Consider the following 23,290-nt stretch of genomic DNA (forward strand, 5'->3'; position numbering starts at 1 on the left):
TGGCGGACGCGCAAAAAGGAAACGGCGCCTTGCGGCGCCGCTTCCTGGAACAATTGCATTCTCCGCCGTGACGATGCGTGCGAAACGACCTTGAACCCGGGGTTCAAGTGGGATGGCTGGAGAATCATCGGGCTTCCCGCTACGAGGCGGACCTGCACTCCCGATTCCGTCGCCACCCCGTGGTCGTCATTAAGGGACAAGGCGAATGTTTGCACACGCTGTCGTTCACAGCAGAGAACGCAAGTGGAGTATAGCGCCGTGATCGCGCTTGGCTAGTCCGTTCGTCGGTCCTTCGGTGCGTTGCAATTCACGTTGATGATCGCAACGCCAATGACGGATCAGCGTGTCGTATCGACGGCGCTGTCCAGGCGCCGATTGAGATCGGCGAGTGTGCGCGCCATCTCGCGGTCGCGCTTTGCCTGTTCGTCGCGCAGTTGCTGCAACTCGTGCGCCAGGTTCAGCGCCGCCAGGACGGCGACGCGATCCACGGCGGCCATGCGGTTGCTGCCGCGCACCTCGCGCATCTTCGCGTCGAGCAGGCGTGCGGCGGCGAGCAGGCCGTCGCGCTCCTCGGCCTCGACGCCGACGGTGTATTCGCGGTCGAGGATGCGGACGCTGACCGGTTCGCTCACGTGTGCTGCTCCAGGGACTTCAATCGGGCGATCATCGCTTCCACGCGCGAGCGCGCCTGTTCGTTCTTGGTCAGCAACTGCGAGCGCTCGCCGATCAGCTGTTCCTGCTGCTGGCGCAGGCTGCGGTTCTCGTCGGACAGGCGCTGGCAGCGCTCGACCAGCGTTTCCACGCGCGCGGCAAGGGCGCGAAGCTCGGCGAGGGTGTCAGGGCTGTCCATGGCGCTCACGATAGGCATGCGCCCGAGGGGCGGTCAAGACGCCGCGTGGCGGCGGCATGGCCGGCGCTCAGGCAGGCAGCCGCAACGGTTGCTGCAACAGACGCAGGCAGGCGTCCGGCTCCAGCGCCGGCGCCACCAGGTGGCCCTGGATCTCGTCGCAGCCATGCGCGCGCAGGAACGCCAGCTGCCCGGCGTCTTCGACGCCCTCGGCCACCACTTTCAATGCCAGCGAGTGGCCCATTGCGATGATGGTGCTGGTGATGGCCTCGTCGTCCGGGTCGCGGGTGAGGTCGCCGATGAATTCCTGGTCGATCTTCAAGGTGTTGATCGGCAGGCGCTTCAGGTAGGCCAGCGACGAATAGCCGGTGCCGAAGTCGTCGATCGCCAGGGTCAGCCCCAGCGCGCGGCAGGCGCGCAGCAGCTCGGCGTTCTTGCCGACCTGCGACATCACCACGCTCTCGGTCAGTTCCAGTTCGATGTTGGCGGCCGGCACGCCGGTCTCGGCGAGGATCTCGGCCATCAGGTCAGGCAGGTTGCCGCGCTCGAGCTGGATCGCCGAGACGTTCACCGACATGCACAGGTCGGTCAGCCCCATCCGCCGCCAGTCGCGCAGCGCGCTGCAGGCCTGGCGCAGCACCCATTCGCCGATCTCCAGGATCAGCCCGGTCTCCTCGGCCAGCGGGATGAACTGGCTGGGCGAGATCGGCCCGAAATCGGCGCTGTGCCAGCGCAGCAGCGCTTCCACGCCGACCACCCGCTGCGTGCGCAGCGAGTAGCGCGGCTGGTAGACCAGCTTCAGTTCCTGGTCCAGCGGGATCTTGCGCAGCGTGCTGGCCAGGGTGGCGCGGTGGCGCGTGGCCTCGTCCATGCGCGCCGAATACACCTGGGCGTTGCGGCGCCCGGCAGCCTTGGCCTGGTACATGGCGGTGTCGGCGTGCTTGAGCAGTTCGCTCGGCAGCAGCGCGTGTTGTGGGAACAGCGAAATGCCGATGGAGGTGGAGACCGCGACGTCGGGGCGTTCGTCCAGCCGCAGCGGCGCCTCGAACGCGGCCAGCACGCGTGCGGCCACCGCCTCGGCCTCGCCCTGGCTGACGATGTCCTCGACCACCACGGTGAATTCGTCGCCGGCCAGGCGCGCCACCGTGTGCTGCGGCCCCACCGCCTGCTGCAGGCGTTCGGCCACGGCGCGCAGGACGCGGTCGCCGACCGCGTGGCCGAGCGAGTCGTTGATGTCCTTGAAGCGGTCCAGGTCCAGGAACAGCACCGCGACCGAACCGGCCTGGCGCCGCGCCCGCACGATCGCCCGTGCCAGGCGCTCGGACAGCAGCGCGCGGTTGGGCAGGCTGGTCAGCGTGTCGTAGTTGGCCAGGTAGCGCAGTTCCTGCTCGGCGCGCTTCTGTTCGGTGATGTCTTCCAGCACCACCACCTGGAAGCTCTGGCGGCCGTCCGCGTCGACCACGGTATTGCGGCGCAGGTGGCAGAGGATCTCCTGGCCGTCCTTGCGCCGCTTCCAGGCCTCGCCGCGCCAGTGCCGGCCGTGGTCGGCCACCGGCGCCGCCGGCGTTTCCGGTGCGTGGTCGATCAGCGCCATCGGTTGGCCCAGCACCTCGCGCTCGCTGTAGCCGGTGATGCGGGTGAAGGCCGGGTTGACCGAGATGAAGCGGCGGTCCTCGTCGAGCACGGCGACCGCCTCGCCCATGCTGCGCAGCACTTCGGCGGCGATGCGCCGCTCCAGGTCGGCCTGGCGGTGCGAGGTGATGTCGCGTGCAGTGCCGGCGAGCCGGCGCGGTGCGCCGCTGGCGTCGTAGTCGACCACGCGGCCGCGCACCCGCGCCCAGTGCCAGACCCCGTCGCCGGCCAGGTCCACCCGGTACTCGGCGGTGTAGATCGCGGTCAGGCCCTGCAGGTGTTCCTGCAGCACCTGCCGCGCCTGTTCCATGTCGTCGGGATGGATGCGCAGCGGCTCGTTCTCGCGGATCACCAGGCCGATGTCCTGCGCGTGCGGCGTGGCCTCGTCTGCGCGCATCAGCCGCAGCGTGCGCTGTTGCAGGTCGTAATCCCAGAAGTGCTCGCCCGAGGCCCACAGCGCCAGCTTCAGGTGCTGGTCGCGCTGCTGCAGCTGCGCATGCCGTTGCAACTGCTCGCGCAGGCGCCGCCGCGAACGCAGCGCGGACAGCGCCAGCAGGGTGCCCGCCGCCAGCGCGGCGATGGCCGCCAGCGGCCACGCGGCCAGCAGCGTTTCGCCAACCAGGGCGAGGCCGATCCCTTCCGCAGCTCCTGCAGCAACGTGCTCCAATGGCATGGCGGAAAGTGACTTCTGTCAAAGAACGGGTGGTGGAGTGTAGGCGCGTGCCGGAAGCCTCCACAAGCGGCGGCGCACACGCGATTGCTACACTGCGCAGTCCCGATTCCGCTGCGGGCCTCGACAGGCCGGCGGCCAGCGCCCGACAGGCTTCGCTCCATGACTGAACTTCCCACTGCCGACCAGATCGCCGATGCCAGCCGGACGCTTGGCCTGGCTGCGTCGGCGGCCGAACTGCACGGCGGCCTGTGCGGCTGGCTGGCCGGCGGCGGCGCCGAGTTGCCGGCATGGCCGGCGGCCGTGCTCGCCGACGCCAGCATCGCCGCGCCGCGCCCCGGCGACGCGCTGGATCGCCTGCGCGAGGCCACGACTGCGCAACTGAACGACCGCGATTTCGGCTTCGACCTGGTGCTGGCCGATGCCGGCGCGCCCCTGCCCGAGCGGGCCGACGCGCTGTTCGACTGGTGCCGCGGCTTCCTCGGCGGCTTCGGCCTGGCCGCAGGGGCCGCGCCGCCGCTGTCCGAGGAAGGGCAGGAAGCGCTGCAGGACGTGGCGCGGCTGGCCCAGGCCAGCGCCGACGATTTCGACAGCGGCGACGAGGACGAGGACGCGTTGGCCGAGATCGAGGAGTTCGTGCGCGTGGCGGTGCTGCTGCTGCACAGCGACTGCGTTCTCGGCCCGCGCCACCGGCAGCGCCTGAACTGATGAAGCGGCTCACCGGGATTTCCTCCGGCGAGTACGCGCGCCGGCGCCGGCAGCTGATGGACATGGCCGGCGAGCAGGCCATCCTGGTGTTGCCGAGCGCGCCGGAGCGGGTGCGCAGCCACGACACGCACTACCCGTACCGGCAGGATTCGGACTTCTGGTACCTGTGCGGCTTCCCCGAGCCGGATGCGGTGCTGGTGCTGGTGCCCGGGCGCCGTCATGGCGAGGCGCTGCTGTTTTGCCGCGAACGCGATCCCGAGCGTGAAGCCTGGGACGGCCCGCGGGCGGGCCAGGACGGCGCGGTCGAGCGCTACGGCATGGACGATGCCTATCCGATCGACGACCTCGACGAGATCCTGCCCGGGCTGCTGGAAGGCCGCTCGCGGGTCTATTACCACTTCGGCCGCGACGTCGATTTCGACCTGAAGCTGATCGGCTGGGTCAAGCGCGTGCGCGAGCAGGTGCGGCACGGCGCGCAGCCGCCGCACGAGTTCCTGGAACTGGGCCACCTGCTGCACGAGCAGCGCCTGTTCAAGTCGCGCGACGAGATCGCGCTGATGCAGGTGGCCGCCGACCTGAGCGTGGCCGGGCATCGCGCGGCGATGCGGCTGGCGCGGCCCGGCATGCACGAGTACCAACTGCAGGCCGAGATCGAGCGCGAGTTCCGTGCCGGCGACGCCTGGCCTGCCTACGGCAGCATCGTCGGCAGCGGCCACAACGCCTGCGTGCTGCACTACCGCGCCAACGCCGCACGCCTGCGCGACGGCGAGCTGGTGCTGGTCGACGCCGGTGCCGAATACCGCGGCTATGCCGCCGACATCACCCGCACCTTCCCGGCCAACGGCCGCTTCAGCGCCGAACAACGCGCGCTGCACGACCTGGTCGGCGCCGCGCATGCCGCCGCGCTGGCGCAGGCGCGCCCGGGCGTGGCCTACGAGGCCGGGCACCTGGCCGCGGTGCAGACCCTGACCGACGGCCTGCTGCGGCTGGGCCTGCTCAAGGGCAGCCTGGAGCAGAACCTGGCCAGCGGCGACTACCGGCGTTTCTACCGGCACAAGACCGGGCACTGGCTGGGCCTGGACGTGCACGACGTCGGCGACTACCGGCTGGCCGGCGAATCGCGCCTGCTCGAGCCGGGCATGGTGTTCACCATCGAACCCGGCCTGTACGTGTCGCCGGACGACAAGGACGTGGACCCGAAGTGGCGCGGCATCGGCATCCGCACCGAGGACGACGTGCTGATCACCGACGACGGCCACCGCGTGCTCACCGATGCACTGGCGCGCAGCGCCGAGGAGATCGAGGCCTTGATGGCTGGGGAGCCGGGATTGGGGATTCGGGATTAGGGATGAGGTAACCGCGGCGGCTGGCGCGGGCTGATCATCCTGAAGAAGAGCGGGTGCAGCCTTGCCTCGCCGGCACGGCATTGCGCGCACTGGCAAATCCCCAATCCCGAATCCCCAATCCCGCGGCGGCGGCTCAGGCCGCCGCCGCAAACACCGGCCGCGTCAGGTTCTCCGGAGCGTCTTCGGTGCATACCACTTCGTCCTCGATGCGGATGCCGCCGTAGGGCTTGAATTGCTCCACCCGCGCCCAGTCGACGCTGCCGCCGTGGCCGGCCTGCTTGAGCTCGTCCAGCAGCATGTCGATGAAGTACAGGCCCGGCTCGATCGTCACCACCATGCCCGGTTCCAGGGTGCGGGTCATGCGCAGGTAGGGGTGGCCGTCGGGGCGTTCGATGCGGCCGCCGCGGTCGCTGGCGGCGAAGCCGGCGACGTCGTGCACCTGCAGGCCGATCGGGTGGCCCAGGCCATGCGGGAAGAACGCGGCGCTGACGCCGGTGGCCACCGCCGCTTCCGGCGACACGGTGAGCACGCCGGCATCCTTGAGCACGCCCATCAGCGCCAGGTGCGCATCCAGGTGCAATTGCCGATAGTCGACGCCGGCACGCACGTTCTGCCCCATGCGCTGCTGCGCGGCGTCCACCGCGTCGATCAGCGCCTGGAACTCGCTGCCGGGATCGGCGGCGTAGGTGCGGGTGATGTCGCTGGCGTAGCCGTGCGCGGAGGCGCCGGCGTCGATCAGGAAGCTGCGCAGCGGCGTCGGCGCCTGCCGCTGCAGGTCGGTGTAGTGCAGCACGGCGCCGTGCTCGTTCAACGCCACGATGTTGCCGTACGGCAGCTCGTTCGCGTCCTGCCCGACTGCTGCGCAGTAGGCCATGTGGATCTCGAACTCGCTGCGGCGGTCGCGGAACGCGGTCTCGGCCGCGCGATGGCCGCGCACCGCCGACTGCTGCGCCTGGCGCATCAGCGCCAGCTCGTAGGGCGTCTTGTAGGCGCGGTGGTACTCCAGGTAGTGCAACACGCCTTCCGGGTTGTTCGGCACGTAGTCGCCCAGGGCGCTCTGCGGCTCGCCCAGGATCGCGCTGCGTGCGGCATCCGGCAGTAGCGCCAGCGCCTCGTCCGGGGTGCGGATCAGGTGGATGTCGCAGTGCTCCACCCACCAGCCGCTGGGCGCGTCCGGCACCACGTGCCAGTAGTCGCGCGGCTGGTGGAAGATCACCTGCGGCCGGCGCCCGGGCGTGTACACCAGCCAGCTGTTCGGCACCCGGGTCAGCGGCAGCCAGGCCTTGAACTGCGGGTTCACCGCGAACGGATAGTCGCGATCGTCGAACACCTGGTAGTGCAGGCTGCCGCTGGGGACGACCAAGTGGTCGAAGCCGCCGCGCGCCAGCGCCTCGTCGGCGCGTCGGGTCAGGGTGCGCAGGTGGTCGGCATACAGGGCGCTTGGGTCGTGCTGGGGCATGGCGGTGGCTCGTTCGGCGATGCGGAAACGGGGGCGCCAAGTGTGCCGGAAACGGTGCGGACGTGCGGACACGCGTGTGTGGCATGCGCATGCATGCGGCGATGCGAAGCTGCGTTGGCGACGTGGCGGTCTTTGCCGATTCCGTCGGATCTTCCTTGCATCAGATCGCGCAATGGGCGCGCATGGCCGACGTAGCAGCGGCTGATCCCGCAAAAGGCGACAAGAGCCGCTGCGACGAGGTTGACCTCGTTAGCCGCCGGGGCCCGAGTTGATCCACTGCCGCAACAGCTCGCGATGCGCAGCGGAAATGGTCAGGAAGCGGAAGCCGGCCCAGGCCTGGCCGGGTGCGTGCGAAGGTTCGCTCCACAACAGGTGCGCGCCGACGTCGATCTGCACCTCGCGGTCGGCGTGCGGCATCGCGAAGCGCAACTGGTACAGCGCGTCCTCGTGCAGCGGCGCCGAGGCCAGCAACAGCATGCCGTGTTCGGACACGTTGCCGAGGCGGCCGACCACGGCGTCTTCCATCAGGTCCAGCACCGGCACCATCTCCGGCACCTGGCGGCGCGGCGAGCGGCGGGCGTCGACGCTCATGCGTTCTCCATGCTGTCGTCGACCGCGGGGGCGCCGGCCAGGGTGCGTAGTGCGCGGACCGCGGCCTGCCAGGCGCGATCGATCAGACGGGCACGGTCTTCGCTGACGATGCGGGCCTGGCCCTGCGCCAGCAAGCGCGCCAGTCCATCGAGGGTGTGTTCGGCGGCCTTCTGTCCACGCTGGTTGACGAACAGCGCGCGATCGGTGATCGGGCTGTACCAGGACAGCCGCTGCCGTTTCAGGTCGCCCTGCTGGTTGACGACGAATTCGAACCAGGTGCCGAACGCCAGCGTGCGCAGCCGCGCATACGCGGCCTGTTCGGCCTCGGTGCGTGGCGGCAGCGACGGCCGCTCGCCGTCCTCGCCCTGCTCGCCGAGGCGGGTGTGCGCCTTCAGCCGCATGCTCAGTTCGGTGCGCGAGGTGGTGGCGTCGGCGCCGCCGGGCGTGGACAGGCGGCGGGCGATGGCCTCGGCTTCCTGCTGGTGGTAGCCCACCTGCAGCAGCGCCTGGCCCACGCGCTCGGCGAGGGCGGCATCGGAGGCGCCATCGCTGCGGCAGGTGACCTCGGCGATGCGCTCGGCCAGGCCGATACGCTCGCGCCAGGTCTCCGAGTCCTCGCCCTGGCGCAGCAGGGTCAGCACCAGTACGTCGGACCAGGCCTGCTGCAGCAGGGTCTGCACGAAGCCGGGCGGTTGCCGGGCGGTGCACAGCGCGTCCAGGGTGGCGGCCGCGGTTTGCTTGGCCAGCTCCAGCCGCTCCTTGCCGCGCGCGGCCTCGACGTGCCGGCGTTCGGCGATCTCCGCCTTGTGCGCCAGGTTGCGTTGCTGCGCCTGGATGTCCTGGTGGGCCTGTTCGAAGACGACCGCGTCGCCTTCGTACTCCTCGACCACGCGGTCCACCGCCTGGTTGAGCTTGAGCAGCAGCGTCGGATCGCTGTCCTCTTCGCCCAGCCAGGTCGCGCCCGATTCGGCGACGGCGTTGAGCAGCTCCCGCGCCGGGTGCTGGCTGCGTGCGAAGAACGCCGGATCCTGCAGCGCGGCGCGCACCAGCGGTACCTGCAGGCGTTCCAGCAGCGCCGCGGCCGGCGCGTCGGGACGCACCTCGCGTTCGATCTCGCCATACAGCAGGCCGAGCAGGTCGAAGGTGTCGGCCTGCTGCGCGGCCAGCGTCGCCTGCGCGCCGTGGGTGGCGCGCAGCGTCTGCAGCAGGGCGGTCTGCACGTCGCGCAGGTGGCGGCGGCTACGCAGCCCGCCAAGGGTGCTGTGGGCCGGCGGCTGCGCCTGCAGTTCGCCCAGGGCCTCCAGCAGGCTGGCGGTCGGAACCGGAGCCGTGCCGGCGGCGCTCGCCGGCAGCGGCGGAAGCGTGGCGGCCCCGGCGGGCATCGCCGCGGGCGCGCCGGGTGCGGCATGCGCGCGCGCGGCCGTCAGCAACTGGCGCAGCGTGGCCAGATCCGGGCCGCTGGCGGCCGGCTCGGCGGCAGCGGCCGCCGATGCGGTGCCCATGCCGGGCATGGCCTGGCCGGGGGCGGGGCCGTGACCCCTGGGTCCGCTTGCGGCAGGGGCCGGATCGGCGCCTGCGGGCATGCGCGCGACGCGGCGCGCGCCCGGCTCCACGCTGGTGCTGCGCGCCACGTAGGGCAGGTAGATCAGGCCCGGCAGCACCCCGGCGTGGGTGAGCATGCCATTGGCCCGTTCCACGATCTCGCCGTAGCGCGACAGCACCTGGCGTTCGAAAGCGCGGTACAGCGCCAGTTGCGTGTCCAGGCCCAGTCCCAGCGCTTGGCCGGCATCGCGCAGCAGCCGGCACAGCGCATGCGGGCCCGGCGGCAACTGCTCGATCTCGAAGGCCGGCCGCGCCGCCAGCACGCCGAAGCGCTGGCCGAGCAGTTGCAGCGGGATGTTGCAGCGGGTGGCCTCGCGGCGGGCGATCTCGTGCAGCACGATGTCGCGGTCGATATCCACGTCGGCGACCAGGGTCAGCATCTGCGCGGCGGCGCCGGCCCTGGGCGCGCGCGGCGCGGCGGCCAGGGCCGCCGAGCTGCGGATGCCGGCCAGCTCGGCTTCCAGGTGCGCCCGATAGAACGGCGCGAAGCGCGCGCGCTGCGCGCGCAGGCGCTGCGCCTCCTGGTAGATGTCCTGCTGCACCTGGCCGTTGCGGGCGCGCTCGGCCTGCTCGAACAGGGTCTGCTCCAGGTCGTCCAGGGTCGCCTGTAACGGCCCCTCCAGGGACTGCCACAGCAGGTCGTTCAGGCCCAGCAGGAGATCGCGCACGCGCGCCGGCAGGGCGGCGCTGGCAAGCGTCGCCGGCGGGGCCGACAAGGTCGCAGACACGGGCATCTTGTGATCGCCGTTGTACTTTTCTGCGGGGTATGTAGCACGATCCGCCGCCGCAACCAAGGCGGGCGGCCTCGCCAGGACGCGTCTCAGGGCAAAAACAGGGCGACCACGTCGTTGGTGAAACGCCGCCCCATCTCGGTCGGCACGGCGTGGCCGGCGTCCACCCGCAGCCAGTCGCGGGCCTGCGCGGTGGCCAGGGCAGGGGCGATCGCCTGCAGCGGCAGGCCAGTGCGGGCGCTGAAGTCGCGCAGCGCGAAACCGTCGTTGAGGCGCAGCGCGTTGAGCATGTACTCGAACGGACGCCGCTCCGGCGCGATCCACTCGTCGCCGCCGATCGCCGCCGGCGTCCCGGCCGCGTCCAGGAACGCCTGCGGGTGCTTGTGCTTCCAGCGGCGCAGGATGCTCTGCTCGGCGCCGGAGCTGATCTTGCCGTGGGCGCCGGCGCCGATGCCGAGATAGTCGCCGAAGGTCCAGTAGTTGAGGTTGTGCGCGCAGCGGTAGCCGGCGCGGGCGTAGGCGCTGACCTCGTACTGAGCGTAGCCGGCCTCGGCCAGCAGTGCCTGGCAGCGCTCCTGCATGTCCCAGGCGTCGTCGTCCTCGGGAATGCCCTGCGGCGGCCGCGCGGCGAACACGGTGTTCGGTTCCAGGGTGAGCTGGTAGTGGCTCATGTGGGTCGGCTGCAGCGCCAGCGCCCGCGCGATGTCGCGCTCGGCCTCGGCGAGGGTCTGCTGCGGCAGCGCGTACATCAGGTCCAGGTTGAAATTGGCGTAGCCGGCGTCCTGCGCCAGCTTCACCGCGCGCTCGGCCTCGGCCCCGTCGTGGATGCGGCCCAGCCGCTGCAGCGCCGCATCGTCGAAGCTCTGGATGCCGAAGCTGAGGCGATTCACCCCGGCCGCCAGGTAGCGGTCGAAACGGCCGTGCTCGGCAGTGCCGGGGTTGGTCTCCAGGGTGATCTCCAGGCCCGGCGCGAAGCGCAGCCGGGCGCTGGCCGCCTGCAGGAAGCGGTCGATCGCCTCGGGCGGGAACAGGCTGGGCGTGCCGCCGCCGAAGAACACGCTGTTGACCACGCGGCCCCAGACCAGCGGCAGGTCCTGGTCCAGGTCGCGGATCAGTGCATCCACATAGGCGTCGAAGGGCAGCGCGCCCTTGGCCGCATGCGAATTGAAGTCGCAGTACGGGCATTTGCGCACGCACCAGGGCAGGTGCACGTAGAGCGACAGCGGCGGCGGCACCAGTGCCGGGCCGTCGGCGTGCGCGGACGGTTCCGGGCAGGCGGCGCCGGGCGGGTGCTGGCAATGGTCGTGGGTGTGCGGCATGGCGGGCGGGGCGGTTGAGCGGAGAGGCAGGCGGTGCGGGCGCTGGATGGCTCAGGGCTTGGCGCAGCGGCGCAAGGCAGTCTGCGCGCGCCGTGGTGCTTGGACTGGCCCGGCGCCCGCGCGCGGCGCGTTCACACGGCGGGCTGCGCCGCCAGCAGGTCGGCCAGGCGCTGCTTGAGCTGCTGCAGGGCGAGGGCGCGATGACTGATGCGGTTCTTCAGCGCCAGTGGCATCTCGGCCGCGGTCTGGCCATGTTCCGGATCCAGGAACACCGGATCGTAGCCATGCCCGCCGCTGCCGGCACGCGCATGCGCGATGCGGCCGCGCCAGCGGCCTTCCACCAGCAGCGGTTGCGGATCCTCGGCATGCCGCAGCAGCACCAGCACGCAGTAGAAGTGCGCGCCACGCTGTGCGTCGGGCACATCGCGCAGCGCGTCCAGTAGCTTGTCGATGTTGGCCTGCGCATTGCCGTGTTCGCCGGCGTAGCGCGCCGAGTACAACCCCGGCGCGCCGTGCAGCGCGTCCACGCAGATGCCGGAGTCGTCGGCCAGCGCCGGCAGGCCGGTGACGCGGGCGGCGTGGCGTGCCTTGAGCAGCGCGTTCTCGACGAAGGTCAGGCCGGTTTCGTCGGCATCGCTGACGCCGAGGGTGGATTGCGCGATCAGCTCGACCCCGACGTCGTTGAGCAGGGCGTGCAGTTCTTCGAGCTTGCCGGCGTTGCTGCTGGCCAGGACCAGTTTCATGCGGTGGGCTCCAGCAGATCCCAAGTGTTGCCGTACAGATCGCGGAACACCGCGACCGTGGCGTAGGGTTCGTGACGCGGGGCTTCCAGGAACTCCACGCCCGCGGCGAGCATCGCCGCATGGTCGCGCTGGAAGTCGTCGGTGTGCAGGAAGAAGCCGACCCGGCCGCCGGTCTGGTCGCCGATGCGGCTGCGCTGGGCGTCGTTGCCGGCGCGCGCCAGCAGCAGCGCCGCGCCGTGCGCATCGCCAGGCCCGACCACGACCCAGCGCTTGTGGCCCTGGTCCACGTCCTCCAGCAACTGGAATCCCAGCTTGCCGGTGTACCAGGCGATGGCCTCGTCGTAGTCGCCCACCACCAGGGTGACCAGGGCCAGGCGCCGGTTCATTGCGCCAGGGCTGCGCGCTGCGCCGCCAGCAGCTCCCCAATGCCGCGCTCGGCCAGGCCGAGCAGCGCGTCGAGTTCGTCGCGGCGGAAGGCATGGCCTTCGGCGGTGCCCTGCACCTCGATGAAGCCGCCGCCGTCGTTCATCACCACGTTCATGTCGGTGTCGCAGTCGCTGTCCTCGGCGTAGTCCAGGTCCAGCACCGGCACGCCGCGGTAGACCCCGACCGAGACTGCCGCGACCGCGCCCAGCACCACCGGCTTCTTCAGGTCGCCGCGCTTCTGCAGCCAGTTCACCGCATCCACCAGCGCCACATAGGCGCCGGTGATGGCGGCGGTGCGGGTGCCGCCGTCGGCCTGCAGCACGTCGCAGTCCAGGGTGATGGTGCGCTCGCCCAGCGCATTGCGGTCCACGCAGGCGCGCAGCGCGCGGCCGATCAGACGCTGGATCTCCAGCGTGCGTCCGCCCTGCTTGCCGCGCGCGGCTTCGCGATCGGAGCGCGAATGGGTGGCGCGCGGCAGCATGCCGTATTCGGCGGTCACCCAGCCTTCGCCCTTGCCGCGCAGGAAGCCCGGCACGCGGTTCTCGACGCTGGCGTTGCACAGCACGCGGGTGTCGCCGAAGCTGACCAGGACCGAACCTTCGGCGTGGCGGGTGAAGGCGCGTTCGATGCGGACCGGGCGCAACTGATCGGCCGTGCGGCCGCTGGGACGGGAGAAGGACATGCAGGGGTTCCGGGAAGGGCGGGGCCGTGCGCGGCATGTGACCGCGTCGGTGAGGCGTGAGAGAGCCCTAGGTTAACATTCGCCCCTTGTCCGCACCGGAACACCGCATGATCCGCAGCATGACCGCCTACGCCGGCGCCGAGCGCATCACTCCCTGGGGCACGCTGGGATGCGAGCTGCGCTCGGTCAACCACCGTTTCCTGGAAGTGGGCGTGCGCCTGCCGGAAGAACTGCGCGCGCTGGAGCCGCAGCTGCGCGAACGCGTGGCCGCGCGCATCAGCCGCGGCAAGCTCGACCTGATGTTGCGCCTGCGCGCGCCGGATGCGGCGCAGACGCTGGCGGTGAACGAGGCCCTGGTCGAACAGTTGGGCGTGCTCGCGCAGCGGCTGGGTGCGCGCTTTGGGCAGATGCAGGTGCAGTTCGTCGATCTGCTGCAGTTGCCCGGCGTGCTGCAGGGGCAGACGGTCGATCCGGCGGCGCTGCAGGCGCAGGCGCTGGAACTGCTGGACGAGGTGCTGGCCGAGTTCGTCGCCGCGCGCGAGCGCGAGGGTGGCAAGCTGGCCGCGGCTATCGTCGAGCGGGTCGATGCGGTGGAGCGCATCGCCGGCGAGGTGCGCACGCTGATCCCGGCCATCCGCGACGGCCAGCGCGCCAAGCTGGCGGCGCGTCTGGCCGACCTGCCGCATCCGGTCGATCCCGGCCGCGCCGAGCAGGAGCTGGTGCTGTGGCTGCAGAAGCTCGACGTGGACGAGGAACTGGACCGGCTCGGCAGCCACATCAAGGAACTGCGCCGGGTGCTGCGCCAGCCGGAACCGGCGGGCCGGCGGCTGGATTTCCTGCTGCAGGAGTTCAACCGCGAGGCCAACACCCTGGGCTCGAAGTCGGTGGACAGCCGCACCTCCAATGCCGCGGTGGAACTGAAGGTGCTGATCGATCAGATCCGCGAGCAGGTGCAGAACCTCGAATAGCCGGGATGGCGGGATTCGAGATTGGGGATTGGCGCGCCGGGCCGGTCACGTCCAATACCGGGTAGCATATCGACCCCGTGGGTGTTGGCCCGCGGCTCCGTTCGCGAATCCCGACTCTCCACTCCCGAATCCCTGATCCTATGCGCGGCACTCTCTACATCGTGGCGGCCCCGTCCGGCGCCGGCAAGAGCAGCATCGTCAACGCCACCCTGGCGCGCGACCCGCAGATCGCGCTGTCGATCTCGTTCACGTCGCGCGCGCCGCGCCCGGGCGAACGCCATGCCGAGCACTACCATTTCGTCTCCGCCGACGAGTTCCAGCGGATGATCGATGCCGGCGACTTCTTCGAGTACGCCCGGGTCCACGGCGACTGGAAGGGCACTGCGCGGCAGTCGGTGGAGCCGCAACTGGCCGCCGGCCACGACGTGCTGCTGGAGATCGACTGGCAGGGCGCGCGCCAGGTGCGGGCCAAGGTGCCGGACGCGGTCAGCGTGTTCATCCTGCCGCCCTCGCGCGAGGCCCTGGAGCAGCGCATGCGCAAGCGCGGCCAGGACAGCGAGGCGGTGATCGCGCAGCGGCTGGCCGCCGCGCGCGAGGAGATGTCGCACTACGCCGACTTCGATTACGTAATCGTCAACGAGCACTTCGATACCGCGGTGGACGAGATGTGCGCGATCTTCGTGGCCAGCCGCCTGCGCCGGCCGCAGCAGCAACTGCGCCATGCCGGGCTGATCGATACCCTCCTGCAGGAACAGCCAACTGGCTGATTCCAAAGGGAACCGGATGGGGTGGGGTTGAACTCGGGCGGTTGTCGCCCTACAATCCCCGCCCTTTCCCTCATTCGAACGCGCGGCCGCCACCGGCCCGCCGGGAGCCCGCATGGCCCGCATCACCGTAGAAGATTGCCTGGAAGTCGTTAACAACCGTTTCGAACTGGTCATGATGGCGTCCAAGCGCGCCCGCCAGCTCGCCAACGGCGTGCAGGCCACCCTCGACAACAGCGAATCGGCCGACAAGCCGACCGTGCTGGCGCTGCGCGAGATCGCCGCGCGCAAGATCGACAACGCGCTGATCGACGAGGTCGAGAAGGCCGAGCGCGAGCGCGCCGAGCGCGAGGCGCTGGAATGGGCCGCGGCCGAAGTCGTCGCCGACGAGGACATGTCCAAGAACGACGACTGATCGCGTCTCCGCGTCGCGATCGTCCCACGAACAGCCCGCATCCGCGGGCTGTTTCGTTTTGCGGGTTTGCCGTCCACGCGCCGCTGGCATAGTCTTTCCGCATGAACCCAGGCCCTTCTGCCCAGGTCGCCCACGCCGCGCCTTCGTCGGCCGACGAGGCGGTCCCCGATTACGTCCTGCAGCTCGAACGCAGCGCCAGCTATCTGCCCGCCGAGCAGATCCCGCTGCTGCGCCGCGCCTGGGAGGTCGGTGCGGCCGCGCACGCCGGGCAGACCCGCAAGTCCGGCGAGCCCTACATCACCCATCCGGTGGCGGTGGCCGGCGTGCTGGCCGAGCTGGGCCTGGACGTGGAGGCGCTGATCGCGGCGATCCTGCACGACACCATCGAAGACACGCCGCTGACCCGCGCCGAGCTGGCCGCCGAGTTCGGCGAGGCGGTGGCCGAACTGGTCGATGGCGTCACCAAGCTGGACAAGCTCAAGTTCCGCGACCGCCAGGAAGCGGCCGCCGAGAGCTTCCGCAAGATGCTGCTGGCGATGTCGCGCGACCTGCGCGTGATCATGATCAAGCTCGCCGACCGACTGCACAACATGCGCACGCTGGGCGCGCAGAGCGCCGAGGCGCGCAGCCGCATCGCTCGCGAAACCCTGGAGATCTACGCGCCGATCGCCCAGCGCCTGGGCATGAGCCTGATGAAGTCCGAGCTGCAGAACCTCGGCTTCCGCGCGCTGCATCCGTGGCGCCACGCGATCATCGAGAAGCACATCCGCAGCCAGCCGGTGGTGCGCCGCGAGTCGATGGCGCAGGTGGAAGTGCAGTTGTCGCAGCGTCTGGCTAAGGAGGGGCTGGAACACCGGCTGGTGAGCCGGATCAAGACGCCGTGGAGCATCTACAACAAGATGCGCGACGAGAACAAATCCTTCGACCAGGTGATGGACGTGTTCGGCTTCCGCCTGGTGGTGCGCGGCGTGCCCGACTGCTACCACGCGCTGGGCGCAGTGCATGCCACCTTCAAGCCGCTGGATGCGCGCTTCCGCGACTTCATCGCCATTCCCAAGGCCAACGGCTACCAGTCGCTGCACACGGTGCTGTTCGGGCCCTACGGCTCGCCGATCGAAGTGCAGATCCGCACCGAGGAAATGGACCTGATCGCCGAGCGCGGCGTCGCCGCGCACTGGACCTACAAGTTCGGCGGCGATTCGCCCAACAGCGCGCAGAGCCGTGCGCATGCGTGGATCGTGGAACTGATCGAATCGCAGCGCGCCGCCGGCTCGTCGCTGGAGTTCCTGGACAACGTCAAGGTCGACCTGTTCCCGGACGAGGTCTACCTGTTCACGCCCAAGGGCAAGATCCTGGCGCTGCCGCGCAACTCCACCGCGCTGGACTTCGCCTACGCGGTGCACACCGACGTCGGCAACCGCGCGGTGGCCTCGCGCGTGGACAAGAAGCTGGTGCCGCTGCGCACCAAGCTGGTCAGCGGGCAGACCGTGGAAGTGATCACCGCGCGCTCGGCCACGCCCAAGCCGCAGTGGCTGGAGTTCGTGGTCAGCAGCAAGGCGCGCACCGCGATTCGCCATCAGCTCAAGCAACTCGAGCACGAGGACGCGGTGCAGCTCGGCCACCGTATGCTCGATCGCGCGCTGGAGGCGATGGACAGCTCGCTGGAGCGGCTGCCGAAGGGGCGCCTGGATTCGTTCCTCAGCGAGCACCGCTACCCGCGCCTGGAGGCGTTGCTGGCCGACGTGGCGCTGGGCAACTGGATGCCCAACCAGGCCGCGCAGGCGCTGATGGCCTATGCCGAACTGCGTGGCGGCGGCCACTCCAAGCATTCGCAGGAAAAGATCCTGATCAACGGCACCGAGCGCGGTGTGGTCAGCTTCGCCAACTGCTGCCAGCCGATTCCCGGCGACGAGATCATGGGCTACCACACCGCCGGCAAGGGCATCGTGGTGCATCGGCTGGACTGTCCGAACCTGGCCGAACTGCGCAAGTCGCCCGAACGCTGGGTGCCGATCGGCTGGGACAGCAGCGTCATCGGCGACTACGACACCGCGCTGGTGGTGGAGGTCGAGAACCGCACCGGGGTGCTGGCGCAGCTGGCCGCGGCGATCGCGCAGAGCCAGTCCAACATCGAGCGCGTCGACTACCTGGACCGCGACTTCAACGCCGCGGTGCTGCGCTTCAACATCCAGGTGCGCGACCGCAATCACCTTGCCGAGGTGATGCGCCGGCTGCGGCGTCTGCATGCGGTGCAGAGCGTGCGGCGCCAATAGGTGGTGCCGGGATTGGGGAGTCGGGATTGGGGAGTCGAAGGGGGCCTGGTCCTGGCGTCGTAGGAGCGGCTTCAGCCGCGACGCCTTACCGATAAAGCGTCGCGGCTGAAGCCGCTCCTACGAAAAGCGGGCGAAGCGCATGGCCGGCATCCCCGGCGGGCACGCTGTTCCCGATTCCCGATTCCCGATTCCCGATTCCCCAATCCCCAATCCCCAATCGCGCACGCCAGCTAAACTAGGCGGACATTCTTCCAACGGAGTCGCCATGTCCCGCCAGATCATCCATACCGACCGTGCACCGGCCGCGATCGGCCCGTATTCGCAGGCCGTGCGTGCCGGCAACACCGTGTACTTCTCCGGGCAGATCCCGCTGGATCCGGCCACCGGCGAGATCGTCGCCGGCGACATCGCCGCGCAGGCGCGCCGTGCCTTCGACAACCTGCAGGCGGTGGCCGAGGCGGCCGGCGGCTCGCTGGACCGCATCGTGCGCCTGGGGCTGTACCTCACCGATCTGGCGCAGTTCGCGCAGGTCAACGCGGTGATGCAGGACTACTTCCAGGCGCCGTTCCCCGCGCGCTCCACCATCGAAGTCTCGGCGCTGCCCAAGGGCGCGGGCTTCGAAGTGGATGCGGTGATGGTGCTGGACTGATTCCCAGCCGTGCCGCGCGTGCAGGTTCCGGCGCCGGCCTTGTCGGCGGCAGGCGAGGTGCCGCTGACCACGCTGCCCGGCGTCGGTCCCAAGCTGGCGGAGAAATTCGCCGCGCGCGGCCTGTCCACGCTGCAGGACCTGTGGCTGCACCTGCCGCTGCGCTATGAGGATCGCACCCGCCTGACCACCGTGGCGGCGCTGCAGCCGGGTGTGCCCGCGCAAATCGAAGGGCGGGTGCAGGCGGTGGACCGCGGCTTCCGCTACCGGCCGATGCTGCGCGTGGCGGTGGCCGACGATTCGCGCGGCACCCTGGTGCTGCGCTTCTTCCAGTTCCGTGCCGCACAGGCCGCGCAGTTCGCGGTCGGCGCGCGCTTGCGCGCCTTCGGCACGCCCAAGCCGGGCCAACATGGGCTGGAATTCGTGCATCCCAGCTATCAGATCCTCGGCGAGGACGACGACGCGGCGCTGGGCGATCGCCTGGATCCGGTGTACCCGGCGGTGGAGGGCGTCGGCCCGGCGACCGTGCGCCGGTTGATCGGCCAGGCGCTGGACCGGCTGCCGGACGAAGCGGCGCTGGAATTGCTGCCGGCCTCGCTGCTGGCCGAACTCGGCCTGCCGTCGCTGCGCAGCGCGCTGCTGGTCGCGCACCGGCCGCCGCCGCAGGCCGATCTGGCTGCGCTCGCCGCTGGTCTGCATCCGGCGCAGCAGCGCCTGGCGCTGGAGGAACTGCTCGCGCATCACCTGAGCCTGCGTCGCCAGCGCATTGCCATGCAATGCCAGCCGGCGCCGTCGCTGCGCGGCCGCGGGCTGCTGGCCAAGCGCCTGCAGCAGTCGCTGCCGTTCCGACTGACCGGTGCACAGCAGCGTGTGTTCGCGCAGATCCGCGCCGACCTGGAGCGGCCGGCGCCGATGCTGCGGCTGGTGCAGGGCGACGTCGGCAGCGGCAAGACCGTGGTCGCCGCGCTGGCGGCGATGCTGGCGGTGGACAGGCGCAAGCAGGCGGCGCTGGCGGCGCCGACCGAACTGCTCGCCGAACAGCATCTGGCCAACCTGCGCGGTTGGCTGGAGCCGCTGGGCGTGCGCGTGGCCTGGCTGGCCGGCAAGGTCACCGGCAAGGCGCGCAGCGCGACCCTGGCGCAGATCGCCTCGGGCGAGGCGCAGGTGGTGGTCGGCACGCATGCGCTGATGCAGGAGGCGGTGCGCTTCCACGACCTGGCGCTGGCCATCGTCGACGAGCAGCACCGCTTCGGCGTGCACCAGCGCCTGGCGCTGCGCGACAAGGGCGCCTCCGGCGCGGGCGTGCCGCACCAGCTGGTGATGACCGCCACGCCGATCCCGCGCACGCTGGCAATGGCTGCGTATGCCGATCTGGACGTCTCCTCCATCGACGAACTGCCGCCGGGGCGCACCCCGGTGCAGACCATCGTGCTCAATGCCGAGCGCCGTCCCGAGCTGGTGCAGCGCATCCGCGTGGCCTGCGCCGAAGGCCGCCAGGCCTACTGGGTTTGCACCCTGATCGAAGAGGCCGAGGACAGCGAGAAGTCCGCGCAGGCCGGCGCCGGCAACCGGCTCGAGGCCAGTGCCGCGCAGGCCACTTTCGAGGCGCTGTCGGCACAATTGCCGGAGCTGCGCGTGGGCCTGGTGCACGGGCGCATGAAGCCGGCGGAGAAGCAGGCGGCGATGCGCGCGTTCAAGCAGGGCGAGATCGACCTGCTGGTCGCCACCACCGTCATCGAGGTCGGCGTGGACGTGCCCAATGCCTCGCTGATGATCATCGAGAACGCCGAACGCCTGGGCCTGGCGCAGCTGCATCAGTTGCGCGGCCGGGTCGGGCGCGGCGCGGCGGCGTCGAGCTGCGTGCTGATGTACCAGGCGCCGCTGTCGGCGATGGCGCGGCAGCGCCTGGAAACCATGCGCCAGACCAACGACGGCTTCGTCATCGCCGAGAAGGATCTGGAACTGCGCGGCCCGGGCGAACTGCTCGGCACCCGCCAGACCGGCCTGGCCGCGTTCCGCGTGGCCGACCTGGCCCGCGACGCCGGCCTGCTGCCGCGCGTGCATGCCCTGGCCGACCGGCTGCTGGAGGAGGCGCCGGTCCTGGCCGACCGCATCGTCGCGCGCTGGGTCGGTGGGGCGGTGCGGTTCGCCGGGGCCTGAGCGGCCGGGATTCGGCATTCGGGATTGGTGATTCGTTAGAAGCGGCCGTCCGCCTGCTGTTGTAGGAAGCGGCTTCGGCCGCCACCGGGCGTTACCAGGAGACCCGATCGCGGCTAAAGCCGCCCCTTCGAACGAAGACGTGGCGATGCCGCTTTTGCGAATCCCCGCTTTCAACAGCCGAATGGCTGGTCATCCCGACTCCCCAATCCTTCCCATGCCTGCGCCGCGGTGCCAGACTCGGCGACCGAATGGACGAGCGAAGCGACGCATGAGCGACAAGATTCCCCTGTTGATCGATACCGACCCCGGCGTGGACGATGCGCTGGCGCTACTGATGGCGTTCGCCGATCCGCGCCATGAGGTGGTCGGGCTGACCATCGCCGCCGGCAACGTCGGGCTGCGCCACACCGTGCGCAATGCGCTGAAACTGTGCGAAGTGGCCGGGCGAGAGGATGTGCCGGTGTTCGCCGGCTGCGCCGATCCGCTGCTGCATCCGTCGGTGGACGCTGGGCACGTGCACGGCCAGGACGGCTTCGGCGACGTCGACCTGCCGCCGGCCGCACGCGGCGCCGAGGCCGAGCATGCCGCGCTGGCGATCCTGCGCCTGTCGCACCAGTACGCCGGGCGCCTGCTGCTGGTCGCGCTGGGGCCGCTGACCAACATCGCGCTGGCGCTGAAGCTGGATCCGACCCTGCCGCAGCGCGTCGGCCGCTTCCTGGTGATGGGCGGGGCGATCACCTGCCACGGCAACATCACCCCGGCCGCGGAATTCAACATCGCCTTCGATCCGGAGGCGGCGCACATCGTGTTCAAGGCGTTCCCGCACATCGAGGTCGCCGATTGGGAGGCGACCGTGGCGCACGGCCTGCCGCACCGTGAGGTCGAGCAGTGGTTGGCGGTGGATGCGCCGAAGGCGCGCTTCTACGAGCTGATCTCGCGCAAGACCCGGCTGTGGTCGGAAGACGCGCGCGGCGAGCACTGGTATGCCGCCGACGCGCTGGCGATGGCCTGGGCGCTGCAGCCCGACGGTGCCCAGGAGGTGCAGTCGCGCCCGATGCAGATCGAGCTGTCCGGGGTGCACACCCGCGGCGCCACCCTGGTCGACTGGAACCGCCAGTTGGGCCTGCCGGACAACGCGACCATGCTCATCCGCTACGACCATGCACGGTTCCTGGATCTGGCCCGCACGGCGGTCGGTGCCGGCTAAGCCTGCCGGTCCCGCCCGAGTCCGGGCGGGACCCATTGGTAGGGCGGCGGCCTCGTGAGCCGTCACCTCACGTGCCATCACGTAAACGTTGCGTGCAGGGCAGGAGGGCTGTTATAGTTTCCCTCTTGTCCAGCAGCCACCTACGGTGCGAGCCCATGAAGGCCGACATCCATCCCCAGTACCGCGACGTCGTGTTCCACGATGTCACCTCCGATTTCAAGATCCTGACCCGTTCGACCATGTCCTCGAAAGAGACGGTCAAGTGGGAGGACGGCGAAGAGTATCCGCTGATCAAGGTCGAAATTTCCTCGGCTTCGCATCCGTTCTATACGGGCAAGCACAAGGTCATCGACACCAGCGGCCGCATCGACAAGTTCCAGAAGCGCTACGCGCGCTGATCGGAACCGTCGAACGGATGTAAAGCGACGGCCGCTTGCGCGGCCGTTTTGCTATCTGCGATCTCCTCCCGGCGTGATGCGCCGGTGTCATCCTTCCGTGAAAGTGCGGCGAGGATGCAACGCTGTGTCGCTTTCCTGCCGCCATCGTGCGGCATGAGCGGTGAGCGACGGCGCAAATGCTGCTGTGCGATAATGGCGCGATCCGTGGCGATTGCCGTGGACTTCCTTCACGCGTCTGTTCGCAACGTAATCGGACAGGCGCCTTCCATCGAGGAGCGCACACTGTGTCCGATCTTGATCAGGTCACGTTGAACGCCGGCGACACGTCGGTCGTTCTTCCGGTACTCAAGCCCACCCTGGGCAACGATTGCGTCGACATTTCCAAGTTGACCAAGGAGACCGGTCTCTTCACCTACGACTCGGGCTTCACCGCGACCGCCAGCTGCAAGTCGGCGATCACCTACATCGACGGCGACAACGGCGTGCTGCTGTACCGCGGCTACCCGATCGAGCAACTGGCCGAGAAGTCCAACTTCCTCGAAGTGGCCTACCTGCTGATGAACGGCGAGTTGCCCACCGCCGACGAATTCAAGAAGTTCGACCACGAAGTGACGCATCACACGATGATGCACGAGTCGCTGAAGAACTTCCTCGGCGGCTTCCGCCACGACGCGCACCCGATGGCGATGATGGCCGGTACCGTGGCCTCGCTGTCGGCGTTCTACCACGATACCCTCGACCTCAACGATCCGGAGCAGCGCCGCCTGGCCGCGATCCGCCTGATCGCCAAGGTGCCGACGATCGCCGCCGCCGCCTATCGCTACTCGATCGGCTGGCCGATCCGCTATCCGCGCAACAACCTCGGCTACGTCGAGCGCTTCCTGCACATGATGTTCGAGGTGCCGAGCGAGCAGCTGGAGATGAACCCGGTCGTGGCCAAGGCCCTGGACCTGCTGTTCATCCTGCACGCCGACCACGAGCAGAACGCTTCGACCTCGACCGTGCGCCTGGTCGGTTCCACCGGCGCCAACCCGTACGCCTCGGTCGCCGCGGGCATCACCGCGCTGTGGGGCCCGGCGCATGGCGGCGCCAACGAAGCCGTGCTGAAGATGCTGGAAGAGATCGGCACCGCCGACAACGTCGAGAGCGCCGTGGCCAAGGCCAAGGACAAGAACTCGAGCTTCCGCCTGATGGGCTTCGGCCACCGCGTTTACAAGAACTTCGACCCGCGCGCGAAGATCATCCGCGAGATGACCCACAAGGTGCTGGGCGAGCTGGGCGTCAACGACCCGCTGCTGGAAGTTGCGCTGAAGCTGGAAGAGGCCGCGTTGAAGGACGACTACTTCGTGCAGCGCAAGCTGTACCCGAACGTCGACTTCTACTCGGGCATCATCTACAAGGCGCTGAACATTCCGGTGGAGATGTTCACCGTGATGTTCGCCATCGCCCGTACCGCCGGCTGGGTCTCGCACTGGCTGGAGCAGCAGGTCGACCCGGAAATGAAGATCGGCCGTCCGCGCCAGATCTACACCGGCTACGACAAGCGCGACTACACCAACGCCGACAAGCGCTGATCGATCGCCGCAAGGCTGTCCGGAACGCCCCGCCTCGCGGGGCGTTTTTCGTTTGTGGCGGGTGAAGCGGGGAAGGGAAGTGGCAGGTGCCTCGTCGCGTGCGCGGCGAGCCGGAATACGGGCGCCCGC

The 23,290-nt window shown here is 69.8% G+C and carries 21 protein-coding genes and 1 other RNA gene; 11 read left to right on the top strand and 11 right to left on the bottom strand.

The features are described from left to right. Positions 1 to 55 precede the first annotated feature (55 nt). From ssrS to QN245_RS04895, 4 genes are all read right to left on the bottom strand, one after another. Positions 56 to 240: non-coding RNA, 6S RNA (gene ssrS / locus QN245_RS04880), on the bottom strand. Between the two features lie 98 nt (positions 241 to 338). Then, positions 339 to 632 (bottom strand): cell division protein ZapA, encoded by a 294-nt coding sequence (locus QN245_RS04885; protein ID WP_317844700.1) that lies wholly within the window; start codon positions 630 to 632, stop codon positions 339 to 341. Beyond that, positions 629 to 850, bottom strand: a complete 222-nt coding sequence (locus QN245_RS04890; RefSeq protein WP_184645321.1) for a TIGR02449 family protein — start codon at positions 848 to 850, stop codon at positions 629 to 631. Before QN245_RS04890 ends, QN245_RS04885 begins: the two co-directional genes overlap by 4 nt. 67 nt (positions 851 to 917) lie before the next feature. Next, complete coding sequence (locus QN245_RS04895) at positions 918 to 3,101, bottom strand: putative bifunctional diguanylate cyclase/phosphodiesterase (RefSeq protein ID WP_184447447.1); 2,184 nt, start codon at positions 3,099 to 3,101, stop codon at positions 918 to 920. 210 nt (positions 3,102 to 3,311) lie between these two features. Between QN245_RS04895 and QN245_RS04900 the strand changes: the two genes are divergently transcribed. Both QN245_RS04900 and QN245_RS04905 read left to right on the top strand, forming a co-directional pair. Further along, positions 3,312 to 3,857 carry a YecA/YgfB family protein gene (locus QN245_RS04900; protein ID WP_160965354.1) on the top strand — a complete coding sequence of 182 codons (546 nt, stop codon included), beginning with the start codon at positions 3,312 to 3,314 and terminating at the stop codon, positions 3,855 to 3,857. Further along, positions 3,857 to 5,203, top strand: coding sequence for an aminopeptidase P N-terminal domain-containing protein (locus QN245_RS04905; RefSeq protein ID WP_317844701.1), 1,347 nt, complete (start codon positions 3,857 to 3,859; stop codon positions 5,201 to 5,203). Before QN245_RS04900 ends, QN245_RS04905 begins: the two co-directional genes overlap by 1 nt. 133 nt (positions 5,204 to 5,336) lie before the next feature. Here the strand turns inward: QN245_RS04905 and pepQ are convergent, their stop codons facing one another. The 7 genes from pepQ to rph all read right to left on the bottom strand — a co-directional run bounded on the left by pepQ (position 5,337) and on the right by rph (position 12,756). Then, positions 5,337 to 6,662: a Xaa-Pro dipeptidase gene (pepQ, locus tag QN245_RS04910; RefSeq protein WP_317844702.1), complete on the bottom strand. Its 1,326-nt coding sequence runs from the start codon at positions 6,660 to 6,662 to the stop codon at positions 5,337 to 5,339. A gap of 249 nt (positions 6,663 to 6,911) precedes the next feature. Then, on the bottom strand, positions 6,912 to 7,253 hold the full coding sequence (locus tag QN245_RS04915) for a PilZ domain-containing protein (RefSeq protein WP_184447081.1): 342 nt from the start codon (positions 7,251 to 7,253) through the stop codon (positions 6,912 to 6,914). Beyond that, complete coding sequence (locus tag QN245_RS04920; RefSeq protein ID WP_317844703.1) at positions 7,250 to 9,589, bottom strand: DUF1631 domain-containing protein; 2,340 nt, start codon at positions 9,587 to 9,589, stop codon at positions 7,250 to 7,252. Before QN245_RS04920 ends, QN245_RS04915 begins: the two co-directional genes overlap by 4 nt. Positions 9,590 to 9,675: 86 nt before the next feature. Continuing rightward, positions 9,676 to 10,905 (bottom strand): radical SAM family heme chaperone HemW, encoded by a 1,230-nt coding sequence (hemW, locus tag QN245_RS04925; protein ID WP_317844704.1) that lies wholly within the window; start codon positions 10,903 to 10,905, stop codon positions 9,676 to 9,678. Positions 10,906 to 11,036: 131 nt separating this feature from the next. Further along, positions 11,037 to 11,648: an RdgB/HAM1 family non-canonical purine NTP pyrophosphatase gene (gene rdgB / locus QN245_RS04930; protein WP_317844705.1), complete on the bottom strand. Its 612-nt coding sequence runs from the start codon at positions 11,646 to 11,648 to the stop codon at positions 11,037 to 11,039. Continuing rightward, a complete protein-coding gene (locus QN245_RS04935; protein ID WP_317844706.1) occupies positions 11,645 to 12,034 on the bottom strand; it encodes a VOC family protein in 390 nt (129 codons plus the stop codon). Before QN245_RS04935 ends, rdgB begins: the two co-directional genes overlap by 4 nt. Beyond that, the gene (gene rph / locus QN245_RS04940) at positions 12,031 to 12,756 is read right to left on the bottom strand and encodes a ribonuclease PH (RefSeq protein WP_184447076.1); all 726 of its coding nucleotides are present in this window, start codon (positions 12,754 to 12,756) and stop codon (positions 12,031 to 12,033) included. Before rph ends, QN245_RS04935 begins: the two co-directional genes overlap by 4 nt. 107 nt (positions 12,757 to 12,863) lie before the next feature. On the opposite strand from rph, the gene QN245_RS04945 reads away from it, so the two are divergent. The 9 genes from QN245_RS04945 (at position 12,864) to QN245_RS04985 (ending at position 23,161) form a co-directional block, all read left to right on the top strand. Then, complete coding sequence (locus QN245_RS04945; RefSeq protein WP_184447075.1) at positions 12,864 to 13,724, top strand: YicC/YloC family endoribonuclease; 861 nt, start codon at positions 12,864 to 12,866, stop codon at positions 13,722 to 13,724. 140 nt (positions 13,725 to 13,864) lie between these two features. Continuing rightward, positions 13,865 to 14,491: a guanylate kinase gene (gene gmk / locus QN245_RS04950; protein ID WP_160965374.1), complete on the top strand. Its 627-nt coding sequence runs from the start codon at positions 13,865 to 13,867 to the stop codon at positions 14,489 to 14,491. Positions 14,492 to 14,603: 112 nt separating this feature from the next. Then, entirely contained in the window at positions 14,604 to 14,903 is a 300-nt protein-coding gene (gene rpoZ, locus QN245_RS04955) for a DNA-directed RNA polymerase subunit omega (protein WP_160965376.1), read from the top strand. Positions 14,904 to 15,004: 101 nt separating this feature from the next. Continuing rightward, complete coding sequence (locus tag QN245_RS04960) at positions 15,005 to 17,176, top strand: RelA/SpoT family protein (protein WP_160965378.1); 2,172 nt, start codon at positions 15,005 to 15,007, stop codon at positions 17,174 to 17,176. A gap of 265 nt (positions 17,177 to 17,441) precedes the next feature. Beyond that, positions 17,442 to 17,825 (top strand): RidA family protein, encoded by a 384-nt coding sequence (locus tag QN245_RS04965; protein WP_010341827.1) that lies wholly within the window; start codon positions 17,442 to 17,444, stop codon positions 17,823 to 17,825. Positions 17,826 to 17,834: 9 nt separating this feature from the next. Further along, positions 17,835 to 19,982 carry an ATP-dependent DNA helicase RecG gene (recG, locus tag QN245_RS04970; protein ID WP_317844707.1) on the top strand — a complete coding sequence of 716 codons (2,148 nt, stop codon included), beginning with the start codon at positions 17,835 to 17,837 and terminating at the stop codon, positions 19,980 to 19,982. Positions 19,983 to 20,250: 268 nt separating this feature from the next. Beyond that, the gene (locus QN245_RS04975; protein ID WP_160965384.1) at positions 20,251 to 21,189 is read left to right on the top strand and encodes a nucleoside hydrolase; all 939 of its coding nucleotides are present in this window, start codon (positions 20,251 to 20,253) and stop codon (positions 21,187 to 21,189) included. 155 nt (positions 21,190 to 21,344) lie between these two features. Next, entirely contained in the window at positions 21,345 to 21,587 is a 243-nt protein-coding gene (locus QN245_RS04980) for a type B 50S ribosomal protein L31 (RefSeq protein ID WP_010341537.1), read from the top strand. 284 nt (positions 21,588 to 21,871) lie between these two features. Next, positions 21,872 to 23,161, top strand: coding sequence for a citrate synthase (locus QN245_RS04985; RefSeq protein WP_160965386.1), 1,290 nt, complete (start codon positions 21,872 to 21,874; stop codon positions 23,159 to 23,161). The last annotated feature ends 129 nt before the right edge of the window (positions 23,162 to 23,290 follow it).

This window comes from Xanthomonas rydalmerensis (assembly GCF_033170385.1).
Taxonomy (GTDB): domain Bacteria; phylum Pseudomonadota; class Gammaproteobacteria; order Xanthomonadales; family Xanthomonadaceae; genus Xanthomonas_A; species Xanthomonas_A rydalmerensis.

Coding starts and splice junctions, on each gene's coding strand:
- QN245_RS04890 (WP_184645321.1), bottom strand. CDS start 850: ATGGACAGCCCTGACACCCTCGCCGAGCTTCGCGCCCTTGCCGCGCGC.
- QN245_RS04900 (WP_160965354.1), top strand. CDS start 3,312: ATGACTGAACTTCCCACTGCCGACCAGATCGCCGATGCCAGCCGGACG.
- QN245_RS04905 (WP_317844701.1), top strand. CDS start 3,857: ATGAAGCGGCTCACCGGGATTTCCTCCGGCGAGTACGCGCGCCGGCGC.
- pepQ (WP_317844702.1), bottom strand. CDS start 6,662: ATGCCCCAGCACGACCCAAGCGCCCTGTATGCCGACCACCTGCGCACC.
- QN245_RS04915 (WP_184447081.1), bottom strand. CDS start 7,253: ATGAGCGTCGACGCCCGCCGCTCGCCGCGCCGCCAGGTGCCGGAGATG.
- QN245_RS04920 (WP_317844703.1), bottom strand. CDS start 9,589: ATGCCCGTGTCTGCGACCTTGTCGGCCCCGCCGGCGACGCTTGCCAGC.
- hemW (WP_317844704.1), bottom strand. CDS start 10,905: ATGCCGCACACCCACGACCATTGCCAGCACCCGCCCGGCGCCGCCTGC.
- rdgB (WP_317844705.1), bottom strand. CDS start 11,648: ATGAAACTGGTCCTGGCCAGCAGCAACGCCGGCAAGCTCGAAGAACTG.
- QN245_RS04935 (WP_317844706.1), bottom strand. CDS start 12,034: ATGAACCGGCGCCTGGCCCTGGTCACCCTGGTGGTGGGCGACTACGAC.
- rph (WP_184447076.1), bottom strand. CDS start 12,756: ATGTCCTTCTCCCGTCCCAGCGGCCGCACGGCCGATCAGTTGCGCCCG.
- QN245_RS04945 (WP_184447075.1), top strand. CDS start 12,864: ATGATCCGCAGCATGACCGCCTACGCCGGCGCCGAGCGCATCACTCCC.
- gmk (WP_160965374.1), top strand. CDS start 13,865: ATGCGCGGCACTCTCTACATCGTGGCGGCCCCGTCCGGCGCCGGCAAG.
- rpoZ (WP_160965376.1), top strand. CDS start 14,604: ATGGCCCGCATCACCGTAGAAGATTGCCTGGAAGTCGTTAACAACCGT.
- QN245_RS04960 (WP_160965378.1), top strand. CDS start 15,005: ATGAACCCAGGCCCTTCTGCCCAGGTCGCCCACGCCGCGCCTTCGTCG.
- QN245_RS04965 (WP_010341827.1), top strand. CDS start 17,442: ATGTCCCGCCAGATCATCCATACCGACCGTGCACCGGCCGCGATCGGC.
- QN245_RS04975 (WP_160965384.1), top strand. CDS start 20,251: ATGAGCGACAAGATTCCCCTGTTGATCGATACCGACCCCGGCGTGGAC.
- QN245_RS04980 (WP_010341537.1), top strand. CDS start 21,345: ATGAAGGCCGACATCCATCCCCAGTACCGCGACGTCGTGTTCCACGAT.